The organism is Wenxinia marina DSM 24838, assembly GCF_000379485.1.
Lineage (GTDB): Bacteria > Pseudomonadota > Alphaproteobacteria > Rhodobacterales > Rhodobacteraceae > Wenxinia > Wenxinia marina.
Genome location: NZ_KB902276.1, coordinates 26175 through 40636 on the forward strand (window position 1 = coordinate 26175; position 14462 = coordinate 40636).

The 14462-nt window shown below is 65.6% G+C and carries 8 protein-coding genes and 4 pseudogenes; 6 read left to right on the plus strand and 6 right to left on the minus strand.

The features are described 5' to 3' along the window. Nucleotides 1-247: 247 nt before the first annotated feature. Nucleotides 248-1285: pseudogene (locus tag A37W_RS24620) on the minus strand (recombinase family protein); the annotation flags it as partial. A gap of 539 nt (nt 1286-1824) precedes the next feature. Here A37W_RS24620 and A37W_RS23090 point away from each other — a divergent pair. The 3 genes and pseudogenes from A37W_RS23090 to A37W_RS24490 all read left to right on the plus strand — a co-directional run. Then, nucleotides 1825-5547 (plus strand): SIR2 family protein, encoded by a 3723-nt coding sequence (locus A37W_RS23090; RefSeq protein WP_156169275.1) that lies wholly within the window; start codon nt 1825-1827, stop codon nt 5545-5547. A gap of 465 nt (nt 5548-6012) precedes the next feature. Further along, nucleotides 6013-6141: a hypothetical protein gene (locus A37W_RS24485; RefSeq protein ID WP_268237569.1), complete on the plus strand. Its 129-nt coding sequence runs from the start codon at nt 6013-6015 to the stop codon at nt 6139-6141. A 168-nt stretch (nt 6142-6309) separates the two neighbouring features. After that, nucleotides 6310-6525: pseudogene (locus A37W_RS24490) on the plus strand (DDE-type integrase/transposase/recombinase); the annotation flags it as partial. A 327-nt stretch (nt 6526-6852) separates the two neighbouring features. On the opposite strand, the gene A37W_RS0100185 reads toward A37W_RS24490, so the two are convergent. From A37W_RS0100185 to A37W_RS0100205, 5 genes are all read right to left on the minus strand, one after another. Beyond that, entirely contained in the window at nt 6853-7446 is a 594-nt protein-coding gene (locus tag A37W_RS0100185) for a DJ-1/PfpI family protein (RefSeq protein WP_026198202.1), read from the minus strand. Nucleotides 7447-7512: 66 nt separating this feature from the next. After that, nucleotides 7513-8475 (minus strand): substrate-binding domain-containing protein, encoded by a 963-nt coding sequence (locus A37W_RS0100190; RefSeq protein WP_018300996.1) that lies wholly within the window; start codon nt 8473-8475, stop codon nt 7513-7515. Between the two features lie 34 nt (nt 8476-8509). After that, the gene (locus A37W_RS0100195; RefSeq protein WP_018300997.1) at nt 8510-9508 is read right to left on the minus strand and encodes an ABC transporter permease; all 999 of its coding nucleotides are present in this window, start codon (nt 9506-9508) and stop codon (nt 8510-8512) included. Next, nucleotides 9505-11043, minus strand: a complete 1539-nt coding sequence (locus A37W_RS0100200; RefSeq protein ID WP_026198203.1) for a sugar ABC transporter ATP-binding protein — start codon at nt 11041-11043, stop codon at nt 9505-9507. The genes A37W_RS0100195 and A37W_RS0100200 overlap by 4 nt, the downstream gene beginning before the upstream one ends. 17 nt (nt 11044-11060) lie before the next feature. Beyond that, nucleotides 11061-11711 (minus strand): GntR family transcriptional regulator, encoded by a 651-nt coding sequence (locus A37W_RS0100205; RefSeq protein ID WP_211206620.1) that lies wholly within the window; start codon nt 11709-11711, stop codon nt 11061-11063. Nucleotides 11712-11830: 119 nt separating this feature from the next. Between A37W_RS0100205 and A37W_RS20560 the strand changes: the two are divergent. The 3 genes and pseudogenes from A37W_RS20560 to A37W_RS20565 form a co-directional block, all read left to right on the plus strand. Next, nucleotides 11831-12973: pseudogene (locus A37W_RS20560) on the plus strand (iron-containing alcohol dehydrogenase); the annotation flags it as partial. An 88-nt stretch (nt 12974-13061) separates the two neighbouring features. Beyond that, a pseudogene (locus A37W_RS24185) lies at nt 13062-13340 on the plus strand (aldehyde dehydrogenase family protein); the annotation flags it as partial. A gap of 112 nt (nt 13341-13452) precedes the next feature. After that, a complete protein-coding gene (locus A37W_RS20565; RefSeq protein ID WP_229666011.1) occupies nt 13453-14448 on the plus strand; it encodes an NAD-dependent succinate-semialdehyde dehydrogenase in 996 nt (331 codons plus the stop codon). Nucleotides 14449-14462 lie beyond the last annotated feature (14 nt).

The window sequence follows — 14462 nt, forward strand, 5'->3', positions numbered from 1 at the left end:
TGATCTTGAGAGTGCGCTCCTCCCCGTCAAGGTTGAGAAGTCGGTCTCGGATAACACTTGCCTCCACCCCCGATTCGAGGAGATCAAGCAACTTCCGCCGATTCTCCGCAATTTGCCTCAGTCGCCGCTCGATGTTCGGCTTCGTAGTCTCGATCGAGATGAGGCGTTTCTGAAGGTCAGATTTGAAGGCCGCAAGCGCCGGATCAACGCACTGCGGGTCGAGAAGGCGATCGCGGATCGCGAACAAAACAGCGTTGTCGAGCAGAGATCGGCTGATGAGGCGACGATTCGAACACGTCGAGCGTTCCCGCCGGGCACTACAGCCAAACTTTACGTACTTCCCGCCTCCCATCGAAATATATGACGAGCCGCACTCTCCACACTTCATCAATCCAGAAAGCAGATAGTCAGTTCTCGTCCTCTGCTTTCCGTTAATCCGATTTGGCATTCGGCCCTGTACTTGCTCCCAGAGCGAATCGCTAATAATTCTAAGGTTAGGAACTTCGTGGAATAGCTTTTCGTTTCCAACCTGCGGTCGGATTATCTTCCGGCCTGTTTCCGGATTTCGAATTTTTTCCGTTTTCCCCCATACTCGTCTACCGATATAGAGTGTATTTCTTAGAATGCCCACTCCTCGTTGACGGCTGCCATTAATCGTGCTCGCGTTCCACACGCCTCCACGAGCACCCGGGATACCCTCGGCGTTAAGCACTCCCGCAATTTGCCGGGGCGAATGTCCACCAGCATACATTTCGAAAATTCGGCGCACAACGTCAGCTTCTTCGGGATCGATGGCCAAAACCCCAATCTCGGAAGTTGTTTGATAGCCATAGGAGATCCCTCCGGCCGATCGTCCGGCCCGAATTCTAGCGGCCAGGCCACGCTTCGTTTTCTGCGAAAGGTCGCGAAGGAATTGGGCACTCATCGTACCCTTGAAGCCGATATCCATGTCGCTCACGAAGCCACCCTTGGACAAGCTATAGATGACGACCCCGAGGTATTCCACTAGCTCGTGAAACTTCGCAAGATCGCCAATGTTCCTGCTAAGCCGATCTACATCTTCAACGACGATACAATCGAAATCTCTATTTCGGGCGTCTTCCCGCATCGTTGCGAAATCGTCTCGGCCGAAGGTTGTGTAACCTGACACCGCGACGTCTGCGTATGATCGAACAAACGTCCATCCTTTACTATCACCGAACCGTTTTGCTTCGAATATTTGATCTGCTGTGGACCGTTCGTTTTGCTTGTCGGTGGAATGCCGACCATATGCCACATACTTCATGGTTCTCCTCGATCATTGTTGGATTTGGTTTCGGCTATTCCGAATTTCCGCAAATTGATTGGCAGCCAGTCTCTGGGCGAGAACAACAGACACGTTCCGCACCTTGGCGGCGGCGCCGGGGAACTCCGCGGATGCGTTGCTTCCATCGTAGGTGTACCGTTCTTGCGGTGCGCCGCGCCTGCTGATTCTAACTCGGACCATCTCGCCTCCCTTGCTATTGCAGGTGGCGATGCCGCCTCCTCTTCAGCCGAATTTCGACCCGAGTCATGAGGATTTCAAGGCGCTAACTGCGCTACGATCGGATGTCACGATTTGTGTCATTCGCATCTTGTCACATCTGATTGTCGTGAAATCCCGTTTTATTGGGGCGATTGATTCTTCACGTCCTGCCTGATCGAAAAAGGCACAGTGAAATAAATTTTCCCGCCACGTTCTGTGACAGCTCGTTACAAGCCGATACGACATCGAGATCGGTCCGCAGGTCGCCGGATCCTGAAGTATCACTCGCCGCCCTCTTGGCCATCGCCCCCTTGGCCACCATGTTCGAGATCATGCGCTTCCACGCCAGCGGGCCTGCTCTGCCTTCCATGCTCCTTTCGGCGACCGACGCTGGACGGACGGTCTTCGTCTGCGGCGCAGGCGTATCGCTGGCGAGGGCGGGTTTGCCGACTTTTCAAGGCCTGTTGGCTGGCGTTCTTGAGACCCTGCGTCCTGCGCCGGACGGTCCCGCGGGGCGCCTACTAGAGGCCGAGGCGGATATCCGAGCGGCCGATCCGCCAATCTTGATGCCCCCGGGGTTCGGCGGCTTGGCGACAGCTGACCGGGTCTTCGGCGAGTTAGAGTCCGAGTTCCGCGTCGAAACGATCGAGCGTGCCGTGGCGGAGCGCCTGAAGGCGCCGGAGGGGGTGGACCTCTCGGCTCATCGCACGGTGCTGCAGCTTGCCTCCGGTGGCGGAGGCGGGCCAAGAATCGTGACGACGAACTTCGATCGGCTCTTCGAGGCGGCGATGCCTGAGACCAAGGTCCATCTCCCGCCCGGCCTGCCAACGAGCATCGATGGGATCGTGAAGCTGCATGGTTCGATTGACGCATTGGGAATGGCGGCCGATGGCGTAGTTCTTTCGACTGCCAGCTTTGGCGCGGCCTATCTCGCTGACGGCTGGGCTGCACGATTCATGCGGGAACTCTTGGAGCGGCATACGGTCGTCTTTCTTGGATACTCGGCTGATGACCCGCCGATGCAGTACCTGCTAGAAGGTCTGCGGCGAGCTGGCGCGCCGACCGGGAGGGCTTATGCGTTCCATCCAGGAGACGATGGGGGGCGCTGGGCGGCGAAAGGAGTGACAGCACTGCCTTACGACGTGTCATCTGGACACGCGCTGCTCTGGGACACGCTGGAGGCTTGGGCTGACCGTGTCGCCGATCCGGCCGCGTGGCGGACCGGAGTCGCGAAACGAGCTCGCAAAGGCCCGCGTCAACTTACACCACACGAGCGCGGGCAAGTCGCGGACCTTCTTTCATCGCGGGAGGGTGCCCTCGCTTTCGTTGAGGCTTCGCCGCCCGCCGATTGGGTCTGCGTACTAGACCCGTTGGTTCGCTTTGGCTCTCCAGGCTACGAGGCGCCGGACCCGTACAGTTCTGAAGCGGCAAAGGTCGATCCGCAGCGCCTCTACGGGTTGGATGACGATCCGGATTCAGAGCTCGATCACACACAGGATTGGCCACAGCGTGAGGTGCCGTCCAACGCTTGGAACGCGTTCGCTTGGATTGAGACGGACCACTCTGAAGTCCTTCAGGAGCTGACCGTTCCTTCGCAGTCGAGACTGGGGAGACAGGAAGCTCTCATGCCCCCCCGCATCTTGGCAATCGAGGCATGGCTCGCGAAAGTTTCCGGCGAGCCTGCTTCTCTCTGGTGGTGGGCTCGGCAGGGTGCACCAAGGGGTCGCTTCCGCTGGATGATGCGTAGCGAACTGCGCCGCGGCGTGGGGCCCTGTGACGCGCCCTTGGCTTGGGAGATGCTTTACGAGCATTGGGATGCTGACCGAACTCCGACACGGTTCGACGAGCCGTCGCATGCCGTGTACGAGTTCAAGGAATCGATAGCTGGAACGGGTTGGACGAGCGCCGCAGTCAGCCGCTTCGAAGACATGGCTCGACCCCGTCTCAGGGTCCGGCCCGACTTCTCAGTCGCCCCGCCGCCGAAGGAAGCTGGTGTATTGCGGCGCAAGATGTTTTCGACCCAGATCGACTATCGAGATGACTTTTGGCGAATCGATTGTCCCGACGAATGGGTCCAATCGGTGGCGGAGGCGCTCGGCCGAAACCTCGCCCGCCTCGGAACCCTCGTGTCCGAGCGACGTGGACTATTCGCTCTGTCGAATCTGCCGCCTTTCGTTCGACCTGACGATGATAGTTCCACCTACGAGTACGTTCACGATCTCGGCGCTGCGGTCTTTGGCTACTGTGCAATGCTTGACCGGCTGCGCACGATCGACCGCGCTGCCTTCGACCGTCACATTTCGGCTTGGCCCGAAGGACCTTTCCTCGCCCGTCTGCGGCTGTGGCTCGCGTTGAACATCGAGCGGTCTGACGGCGCAGCTGCGGCGGCAATTATGACGGACCTGCCGGACGACCTTTTCTGGTATTCGCGGATGCAGCGCGACCTTCTCCATGCTATCCGCGACCGCTGGGACGACTTGCCAGAGGCGGCCCGAGAGCGGCTCACTGAGCGCCTGCGGGACGGCCCAAGCGACGAGACCTTGCATTGGGTAGTTCCTGACGAGCGACCTGAGGTGCGTGCGTGGTTGCGCCTGCAGGCCGTGGGCTGGCTGACACGCGAGGGGGTGAACCTGCCTCTCGATTGGCGCGCCTGCCAAGTGGCATGGCGCCGCGATGCCCCCCGGTGGTCGGAGGATAGCATTGTGCGAGCGATTGACCCGCTCGTCTCGCGCGGTGGCGCGGTCGCGACCGACACCGAGTACGCCATGCTGGTTGGGATCCCGGTCGAGCAGGTCGTGTCGGTCGCTCTAGAACACAGCGGACGGACTGACGATTTTCTTGTTGAAACTGATCCATTCTCTGGGCTGGCACGCGCCGATCTGGAACGTTCCTGCGACGCGATTCGCCGGTCGACCGCCGACGCTGAAGATCGGGGAAAAGCTCTGCACAAACTTCTTGTCGCGGCCGTGGAAGTCAAGCATCCGGTCGACCCAATCCTCGACCTGCTCCGGGTCTGCCCGAACGAGATTCTCTGCCACGAGCCGTGGGCGATTGGGCATTGGGCCATGTCGATGTCGAAAGATGCCGCAAACGTCTTGGCCATGAATCCACTATTGGACCGCTTCGTTCGGTTGCTCGCCGACATTCCTTGTTCGAGCGATCCCGACCCCGATTGGGCCTTTCTCGCAATCAATTCGCCCGCCGGACAGGTGGCAGTAGCGATGATGCACGACCCTCGCCTGCCTGACGCAGCAGGCGGTGCAATTCCTGTTGACTGGCAAGCGCGGGTCGAGGAGATGCTGCGCCTCCCACATCCGCATGGCGAGTATGTCCGGACGATCCTCGGCGGGCATGCACGATATCTTCACGCCCATGCGCCCGGCTGGGTAGAAACTTCCCTCTTGCTCGGTCTCGACGGCGCCCGCGGGGATGCCCTCCTCGCTGGTTTCCTGTGGGATAGCCAAGAATTCTCTTCGGCGCTTTTCGGCAAAGTGCGCTCGATACTACTTGCCGCCGCTCTGAAGGCACAGGAAGGCCGCGCAGCTAACTGGATTGCCGGACAACTTATCCTTGCATGGCGGCGAAGTGACGGATCGCTGGAGGATGAAACGTTCCGAGACACCTTGAGGCGCGGCGGGGAGGCGATACGCCTCGCGACCATCCGCGAAGCTGGGCGACTCCTGAGCGATGACCTGGACCTAGACCGTCTTTTCCGTACGATTTGGCCTCGGCAAGCCGCCTTGCAGACCGACATGGCGGTACTGGCGCTCGTCGATCTCGCCCTTACTGGACGATCGCAGGAGGCCATTGAACTTCACCTAAGGCGGCTGGCGAGGTGGCCGCAGATGCATCTCCTTCGGAACTTGGACGATGCGGCGAGCATGCGGCCCAGAGAGACCTTGGCGATCTTGGATCGAATTATACCAGACGTGCCAACCGATCCAATTCATGGTGCGGCCGCTCTGCTGGCCAAGATAGTCGCCGCTGATCCTGCTCTCGATACCGACGTGCGACTTCTTCGATTGAAGCAGATGGTCGAATGACACCAAACTGCACGGGCCTGACATGCTCTACCTTGGCCCCGCGGAGTCGCCTTCGCGCCACGGTGCCGATTTCCCGTGTCCGGCCGCAATGGGGACTTAACGCCCACCGCACCTCGCGTTAGCTGTCGTTGCCCACCTCACTGAGCCTTCGGTCAAGGTCGGCCCACGGATCGTTCGAAGTCCGCAAGCCGCCAGTACCGATCTAGGCGGATCGTCGCAACGCTGATCAACCAGCATATCTCCTCCTACGCTTCTTCGGGGTCTCGAACTCTCTGATGTCGATAGGGATCAACTGTTTAAACTTGGTGGGGAAGCGAGTGCATCCCGCCCCGGGCACCACATAATCAGCTAAGTATTCGCGTCAGCGATCTGAGGCGGCGTCGTTTTCTTTCCACCTCGGGGCAACACGGGGGCCACAAGCTGTCGGTCCGGGGTGTAACCGTCGCATTACCCGGGAAGCGGTCAATGCGCCGACTCCCTCTCTTCGATCCGCACCAGCCCCTCGACCGTCCGCGCCACCCACCGCAGGTCCGGCAGGGCGTGGCCCGGCATCCGGGCGATCCGGCCAACGAGGTCGAGATGCGCCTCGGCTGACGCGGGACAGGAGCGGCGCCGAAAGGCCGCTCAGGCCGCTGGCGCAGAGGATCCAGCTGACGCAGCTGAGGTCGGCGCGGGTGTTGAGATGGGGGCAGACGACGCGGGACGCCGTGGACGGCTCCAGCAGCGGCAGGAGCGCGCTATGGGCGGAGGTGAAGTGGCACGGCAGCCCTGCGTTTCCTGAAGAAACTGCTGCGCCGCCACGGCCGGGCGCAAGCCGTCGTGAACGACAGGCTCAGGACCTACGGCGCTGCCCTTCGGCAACTCGACCTGCAGGACAGGCAGCAGTCGGATGGTCGCCGGATCAACAACAGGGCGGAGAATTCAAACCTGCCACTCCGACCACGGGAGAGGGCGATGCTCCGGTTCCGGCGGATGCGACGTCACTCTGCTGCGCTCCCTGTTCTTTCCATTTCTGGACGCTTTCTGGAGGAACCGGAGCACGTCTTCGGTCGACAAGTCGTGGCCTCCTCGGCTTCGATCGGCCGACATCGCCGCCTCCCACTTTGCCCGCATCCTTATCCTGCTGATCCTGCTGCTGATGGCGCGCAAGGGGGCTGCGGAGAGCGACGCGACACTGGCGAGCGGGCGTCTTGCCGGACGGGCGGACATTCGAGGCGTCAGGGACGACGAGCCGTCCGCAGACACTGCGAAGGGGCCGCGTGGCGGCCCCTTGCGTGGTGCGCCGGACGGGTGCGCCGCCGGCCGTCAGGTGTGGCGGATCTCGGTGCCCAGCACCTTGAGGCACTCGCGCATGAAGGCCGCGAGCGCGGTCCAGCCCTTGGCCGAGACCATGTTGCCGTCGACGTAGGCCTCCTTGGGGTCGGCGTCGTAGTAGGTGCCGCCCACGGCCACCACCTCGGGCGCGCAGGCGCCGAGGCCGGCGACGGTGCGGCCCTTCAGGACGCCCGGCACCGCCATCAGGATCTGCACGCCGTGGCAGATGGTGAAGATCGGCTTGCCGGTGTCGTGGAAGTGCTTGACCATCTTCTGGATGCGCGGGTCGGTCCGGATGTATTCCGGCCCCCGGCCGCCGGCGGCGTAGACGGCGTCGTAGCTCTCCAGCTCGGCCTCGGCCTCGGAGAAGGTCTTGTTGATCTCGGCGTTGTGGCCCGGCTTCTCGGTGTAGGTCTGGTGGCCCTCGAAGTCGTGCAGCGAGGTGGCGATCACCTCGCCGGCCTTCTTGTCGGGGCAGACGACGTGGACCGTGTGGCCGACGGCCTCCATCCCCTGCTGGTAGACGTAGATTTCGTATTCCTCGGTGAATTCACCGCAGAGCATGAGGATCTTCTTGCCCGGCATCATGGCCTCCTGGAGTCGGGCTGGTCCGCCGGCCGCCACGGGGGGCGGCCGGCAGGGTTCATCGGATCAGAACGGGGAATCGGGGAAGTAGAACTGGTCCGCGTTGTCGGGGGTGATGAGCGGCGCGTCCAGCAGGAACGAGCCGCGCATCGGCGCCTGCCCGGCGAACTGGGCGGCGGTCATGTACATCGCCGAGGCGATCATCGACGGCGGGTAGGGGGTGGAGATCGGGGTGCGCTCGTCGCCCGCCATCACCATTTCGATCACCTGCTTCATGCCGTTGCCGCCGAGGGCGTACTGCACGTCCGTCCGGCCGGCCATGTCCACCGCCTCGAGCACGCCGAGCAGCATGTCGTCGTCGTTCGCCCACACCGCGTCGATGTTGGGGTACTTGCCGAGGTAGTCCTGCATCAGGGTGAAGGCCTCGTCCTGGTTCCAGTTGGCATACTGGATGTCGAGGATCTCGATGTCGGACTGCTCGATGACCTCGGTGAAGCCCTGGATCCGCTCGTCGTCGATCACGGTCGGGATGCCGCGCAGGACCACGATCTGGCCCTCGCCGCCCAGCTGCTCCACCAGCCATTCGGCGGTGTTCGCGCCCACGGCGATGTTGTCGCCGGCGACGTAGAGGTCCTGGATCGAATCGTCGGACAGGCCGCGGTCGACGACGGTGATGAAGGTGCCGTTGGCGGCGACCGTCTCGACCGGCGCGGTCAGCTCTTCCGAGGTGAAGGGCAGGATCACCAGCGCGTCGAGCTCGTTCGTGGCCGACAGGTCCTCGAGCGCCGAGACCTGCGCGGTCGCCGACGAGGCGGTCGAGACGATCACGTCGACGTTCGGGAACGCCGCCTCGATCTGCGCTTCGGCCTGCTCGGCGTGGTAGACGACGCCGCCGGTCCAGCCGTGGGTGGCGGCCGGGATCGACACCGCGATGGTGAACTCCCGGTCCTGGGCGGTGGCCGCGGTGCCGAGGGCCCCCGCCACCAGGGCGGCGGACAGGGCGGTCGTGCCTAGTCTATCGAGTTTCATTCGTTCCTCCTCCGTTGGGTAGAATGCGCCGTGTTCAGCGGGCGCTGGTGAAGCGGTGAGCCAGCATGGCGATGATGATGATCGCCCCCTGGACCGCGGCCACGAGGTACTCGGACACCATGTCCGACAGGACCATGACGTTGGCGATGACCTCGAGAATGAGCGCGCCGGCGACGGTGCCCCAGATGTGGGCCTTGCCGCCGCGCAGAAGGGTGCCGCCGATGACGACGGCGGTGATGACCTGCAACTCCCACAGCTGGCCGGTCGTGGGCGTCGCGGCGCCGAGCCGCGGCACGTAGCAGATCGCGGCGACCGCGACGCAGAAACCCTGGATCACGAACGCCATCGTCCGCACCCGTCCGACATGCACGCCCGAGAACCGCGCCACGTCGGCGTTCGAGCCGACGGCGGTGACCCGGCGGCCGTACTTCGTCCGGTACAGGACGAAGGCGCCGATCAGGGCGACGACGATGGTGATGACGACGGGGTAGGGGATGCCGAACAGGCTGCCGAAATAGACCGGCCGGTAGGCGCCGCGCAGGCTGTTGTCGATCGACAGCGAACCGCCGTCCGTCATCCAGGTGATGAAGGCGCGGAAGATGCCCATCGTGCCGAGCGTGACGATGAAGGGTTCGATCTTGCCGACGGTTATGATCACCCCGTTCAGCAGCCCGCAGAGCGAGCCGACGATCAGCGCGACCACCGCGCCCGCCGGGATCGCCCAGACGCCGAGGGCCGGTGCCATCGCGTTCATCGACATGATCATGATGCCGACGACAAAGGCGAGCATCGAGCCGATCGACAGGTCGAGGCCGCCGGTCGCGATGACGAAGGTCGCGCCGACGCCGATGATCGCGATGAAGGCGGTGCGCGTGATGACGTTCAGCAGGTTGTTCGCGGCCATGAAGTTGGAGTTGATGAGCGCACCGATGACCACGATCACCGCCAGCGCGATGAACGGCGCGAGGTCGGCCCAGCGGAGGCGGAAGCCCTCTCCCTCCGGGGCGGCCATTGTGGTGTCGGCGCTGCTCATCGCTGTGTCCTCCCTTCGCCGCCCCGCCCGCTGCTCGCGGCGGCGTAGACGACGTTCTGCTCGGTGATGTCCTCGCCCGTCAGCTCGGCGACGAAGCGGCCGGAGCGCATCACCAGGACACGGTCCGACAGGCCGACGAGTTCGGGCAGTTCCGACGAGAACACGATGCACGCCTTCCCGGAACGCACGAGATCGTCGATGAAGTGGTAGATCTGGCTCTTGTTGCCGATGTCGATGCCGCGGGTCGGCTCGTCGATGATGACGACCGCGGGGTCGGCCTGCATGACCTTGGCCAGCAGCAGCTTCTGCTGGTTGCCGCCCGACAGCTGCCCCGCCTCGACCGACAGGCTGCGGACGCGGATGTCGTACTCGTCGACCGCGGTCTTCAGCGCCCCGGTCTCCTTGCGACGGTTGAGGCGGATGCCTGGATTGATCAGGTTCAGCGCCTGCAGCACCAGGTTCGGTCCCAGCCCCTCGTTCAGGAGCAGGCCCTTCCCCTTGCGGTCCTCGGTCAGGTAGACGAGCCCCGCCGCCATCATCGCGCCGACGTCCAGCCGCGGGATCGTACGGCCGTTCAGCGTGACGGACCCCGCCTGAGACGGCCTGAGGCCGAGGAGGCCCTCGATCAGTTCGGTCCGGCCGGCGCCGATCATGCCGCCGATGCCCAGCACCTCTCCCGGCCGCACCTCGAAGGAGCCTTCGACGCGGCCGTGATCCACCGACAGGTCGGTGACGGTCAAGACCGGCTCGGCCGTCGCGGGCGGGCGCTTGGCCGGGTAGAGGTCCGACAGCTCGCGGCCGACCATCAGCTCGGCCATCTGCCGCTGGTCCAGCTCCGCCGCGTCCCAGGTGCCGATCATCCGGCCGTCGCGCAGCACGGTGACGCGGTCGGCCAGCGCCTCCACCTCGTCGAGGCGGTGCGAGATGTAGAGAATGGACACGCCCTGGTCGCGCAGCGAGCGGGCGATGCCGAGAAGGGCGTCGACCTCGTCGTTGGCGAGCATCGCCGTCGGCTCGTCGAGGATCACCACCTTGCGGTCGTCGAGCAGGGCGCGGGCGATCTGCACCAGCTGGCGCTGCGCCAGGGGCAGGTCGCCGACCCGCGTGGTCGGGCGGGCGGTGCTGCCGACCCGCGCCAACACCTCGGCCGTGCGCCGGTTCATCGCCCGGTCGTCGACGGCCAGTCCGCGCGTCAGCTCGCGCCCGAGGAACAGGTTCTGCGCCACCGTCAGGTCGGCGGCGAGAAGGATCTCCTGGTGGACGAGGATGATGCCCGCTTCCTCGGCCCGCACCGCGTCGGCGAAGGCGACGGGCTCCCCGCCCATCGCCATCCCGCCACCGGTGGGCGCGGCGTGGCCGGACAGCAGCTTCATCAACGTGGACTTGCCGGCGCCGTTCTCGCCGATGATCGCGTGGATCTCGCCCCGCCGGATGTCGAGGCTGACATCGCTGAGCACGGTGATCGAGCCGTAGGCCTTGGACAGGCCCTCGGCACGCAGCACCGGCGGCTCGGGCGTCAGGGTGGCGCCGGCCATGTCGGTCCGTGCGAGCATCATTCGAACGCCGCCGCGAGGCGGTCTCTCGACCGCTCGATATGGTCGCGCATCGCCTCGAAGGCCGCGTCCGCGTCCCGCGCCCGCAGCGCGGCGAGCAGGCGCTCGTGCTCTTCCAGCGCCTCCTGGGTGACGCGGCTGTGGAACATCAGACGGAAGATGTGCAGGTGGATGTGCTGGTCGTTCAGCGCCTGGCGGACGATCTCGTTGTCGGCGGCCTTCAGGATCTCGTCGTGCAGGTGCGCGTCCGCGCGGGCAAAGCGGGAATAGCGGCTGTTGCGGTCGACCGGCTGCTCCCCCTTCTCCATGTCGGCGGCGGCCGCCTCGATCCGGGCCATCGCCTCCTCGGTCATCCTGAGGCACGCCTGCCGCGCGCTTTCGGGTTCGACCATCAGGCGGAACTTGTAGAGGTCGTCGAACTCCTTGTGCGTCAGCTGGGCCGAGGCGGAGTAGCCGATGAGGTGCGCCTTGCGGACCAGACCCTCGCGCTCCAGCCGGGCGAGGGCTTCGCGGACGGGCGTCTGCGAGACGTTCAGCTCGCGCGCCATGCCGTCGATCGGGATGCGGGCGCCCGGCGGAATCTGCAGCGACATGATGCGGTCGTAGATCCGCTCGTGGACGCTTTCGGCGATGCTCGAGGGTCGCAGCACCGCACCTTTCAGGTCGCGATCGGCTGTCAACGCCATGCCTGTCCCCCCCCTAGCCCGAGCATTCTTGACAGGGCGGAGGTTAACACCGATAGGATATCGAATGATCCGGTCAGCGCGACGCCCTCGGGCGGATCGCGGCGACCCTCGGTCGGCGGGCCCTGGTCGTGACGGACGAGCGGCTGGCGGGCGACACGACCTTTCGGTCGATGGTCTCGCAGCTCGAGGCGGCGGGCCTGTCGGTGCGTACCGACGGTTCGACCCAGCCGGACGTGCCGGTCGACACCGCGGTCGCCAGCGCCGAGGCGGCCCGCGACTTCGCCCCGGACCTCGTCATCGGCGTCGGCGGCGGCTCCTGCCTCGACATGGCGAAGTGCGTGGCGATCCTGCTGACCCACGGCGGCCGGCCGCAGGACTATTACGGCGAGTTCGCCGTGCCCGGGCCGGTCCTGCCGCTGATCGCGGTGCCGACGACGGCGGGGACGGGGTCCGAGGTCACGCCGGTCGCGGTCCTGTCGGATTCCGAGCGGCAGCTGAAGGTCGGCATCTCCTCGCCCCACATCATCCCGACCGTCTCGATCTGCGACCCCGACCTTACCGCGACGTGTCCGCCCGGCCTGACCGCGATCGCCGGCGCCGACGCCCTGACCCACGCCATCGAGGCCTTCACGGCGATCCGCCGCACGCCGGCGCCCGGGATCGCGCAGGAGCGGGTCTTCGTCGGCAAGAACGCGACCTCGGACCACTTCGCCCTCAGCGCCATCGGCCTGCTGTGGGAGGGGCTGGAGCGGGCCTGCACGGACGGCGGCGACGCCGAGGCGCGGGCGAAGGTGATGCTGGGCGCCACGATGGCCGGCCTCGCCTTCGGCGTCGCGGGCACCGCCGCGGCCCATGCGATCCAGTATCCCGTCGGCGCGCTGATCCATACCGCCCACGGGGCCGGGGTCGCCTGCCTGATGCCCTACGTGATGGCCTGGAACGCGCCGGCGATCGGACCGGAGCTGGACGAGATCGCCCGCGCGATCGGTCTGCGGCGCGGCGACGAGGTGATCCCGGCTGTCGCGGCCCTGTTCGGCCGGATCGGCATCCCCAGCACGCTGCGCGACCTCGGCCTGGCCGAGGAGAAACTCGACTGGGTGGCCGAACAGTCCTGCGGCATCGCCCGGCTGATCCAGAACAACCCGCGCCCGCTGCCGGCGGACGACATGCGCCGGCTGGTCGGCGCGGCCTGGCACGGCGAACTCGCCGTTCTCGAACCGAACTGAGGGACCAAGAATGACGCTCGACATCGCCTTCAAGGGCTACGCCGATCCGACCTTTCACGCCGAGGGCCTTTATATCGGCGGCCAGTGGATGCCGGGGCAGGGGATCCCCGTGACCGACCCCTCAACCGGCAGCACGCTCGCCGAGGTGCCCGACGCAACGACCCACGACGCGATGCGGGCGGTGGACGCTGCCGAGGCCGCCGCGGCCGGCTGGCGCCGCACGCCGCCGCGCCAGCGGTCCGAGATCCTGCGCCGCTGGTTCACCCTGATGACCGAGCACGCCGAGGAGCTGGCGCTGCTCATCTCCCTGGAGAACGGCAAGGCCCTGGCCGACGCCCGCGGCGAGGTGACCTACGCCGCCGAGTTCTTCCGCTGGTACGCCGAGGAGGCGACCCGCATCGGCGGCGAGTTCCGGCACACGCCGTCGGGCGCCCACAACATCCTCGTCGATCAACGAACCGATCGGGATCGCCGTCCTCATCACGCCCTGGAACTTCCCGGCCGCGATGGCGACCCGCAAGATCGGCCCGGCGCTCGCCGCCGGCTGCACCGTGATCCTCAAGCCCGCGTCCGAGACCCCGCTCACCGCCTACGCGATGGCCCGCCTCGGGGCGGAAGCTGGCGTGCCGCCGGGCGTCGTGAACGTGCTGACGACCACGCAGCCAGGTCCAGTCACCTCCGCCATGCTGGCCGATCCGCGGGTGCGCAAGCTGTCCTTCACCGGCTCGACCGGGGTGGGGCGGACGCTGCTGGCCGAAGCGGCCAAGACGGTCGTCAGCTGCTCGATGGAGCTGGGCGGCAACGCGCCGTTCGTGGTGTTCGACGACGCGGACCTGTCGGCCGCGCTGGACGGCGCGATGGTCGCCAAGATGCGCAACGGCGGCGAGGCCTGCACGGCGGCGAACCGCTTTTACGTGCAGTCCGGCATCCACGACGCCTTCGTGCAGGGGCTGACGGAGCGGATGGCGGCGCTGAAGCTGGGCAAGGGGTACGATCCCGAAACGCAATGCGGTCCGATGATCACGACGAAGGCGGTGCAGAAGATCGACCGCCTGGTGACCGAGGCGAAGGAGCGCGGCGCCCGCGCCACCACCGGCGGCGCGCCGATGGAGGGCCACGGCTACTACTATCCCCCGACCGTGCTGGAGAACGTGCCGACCGACGCGTCCCTCGCCCACGAGGAGATCTTCGGCCCCGTCGCCGCGATCTACCGCTTCGAGACCGAGGAGGAGGCGATCCGCCTCGCCAACGACACTGAATACGGGCTTGCGGCCTACGTCTATTCGCAGGACATCATGCGGGCGATGCGCGTGGGGCGGGGGATCGAGACGGGCATGGTCGGGATCAACCGGGGCCTGATGTCCGACCCGGCCGCGCCCTTCGGCGGCGCCAAGCAGAGCGGGCTGGGGCGCGAGGGCGGCGTGACGGGCATCCTGGAATTCATGGAGCCGAAGTACTTCGCCGTGGAGTTCTGACGGCGAGGGGAGGG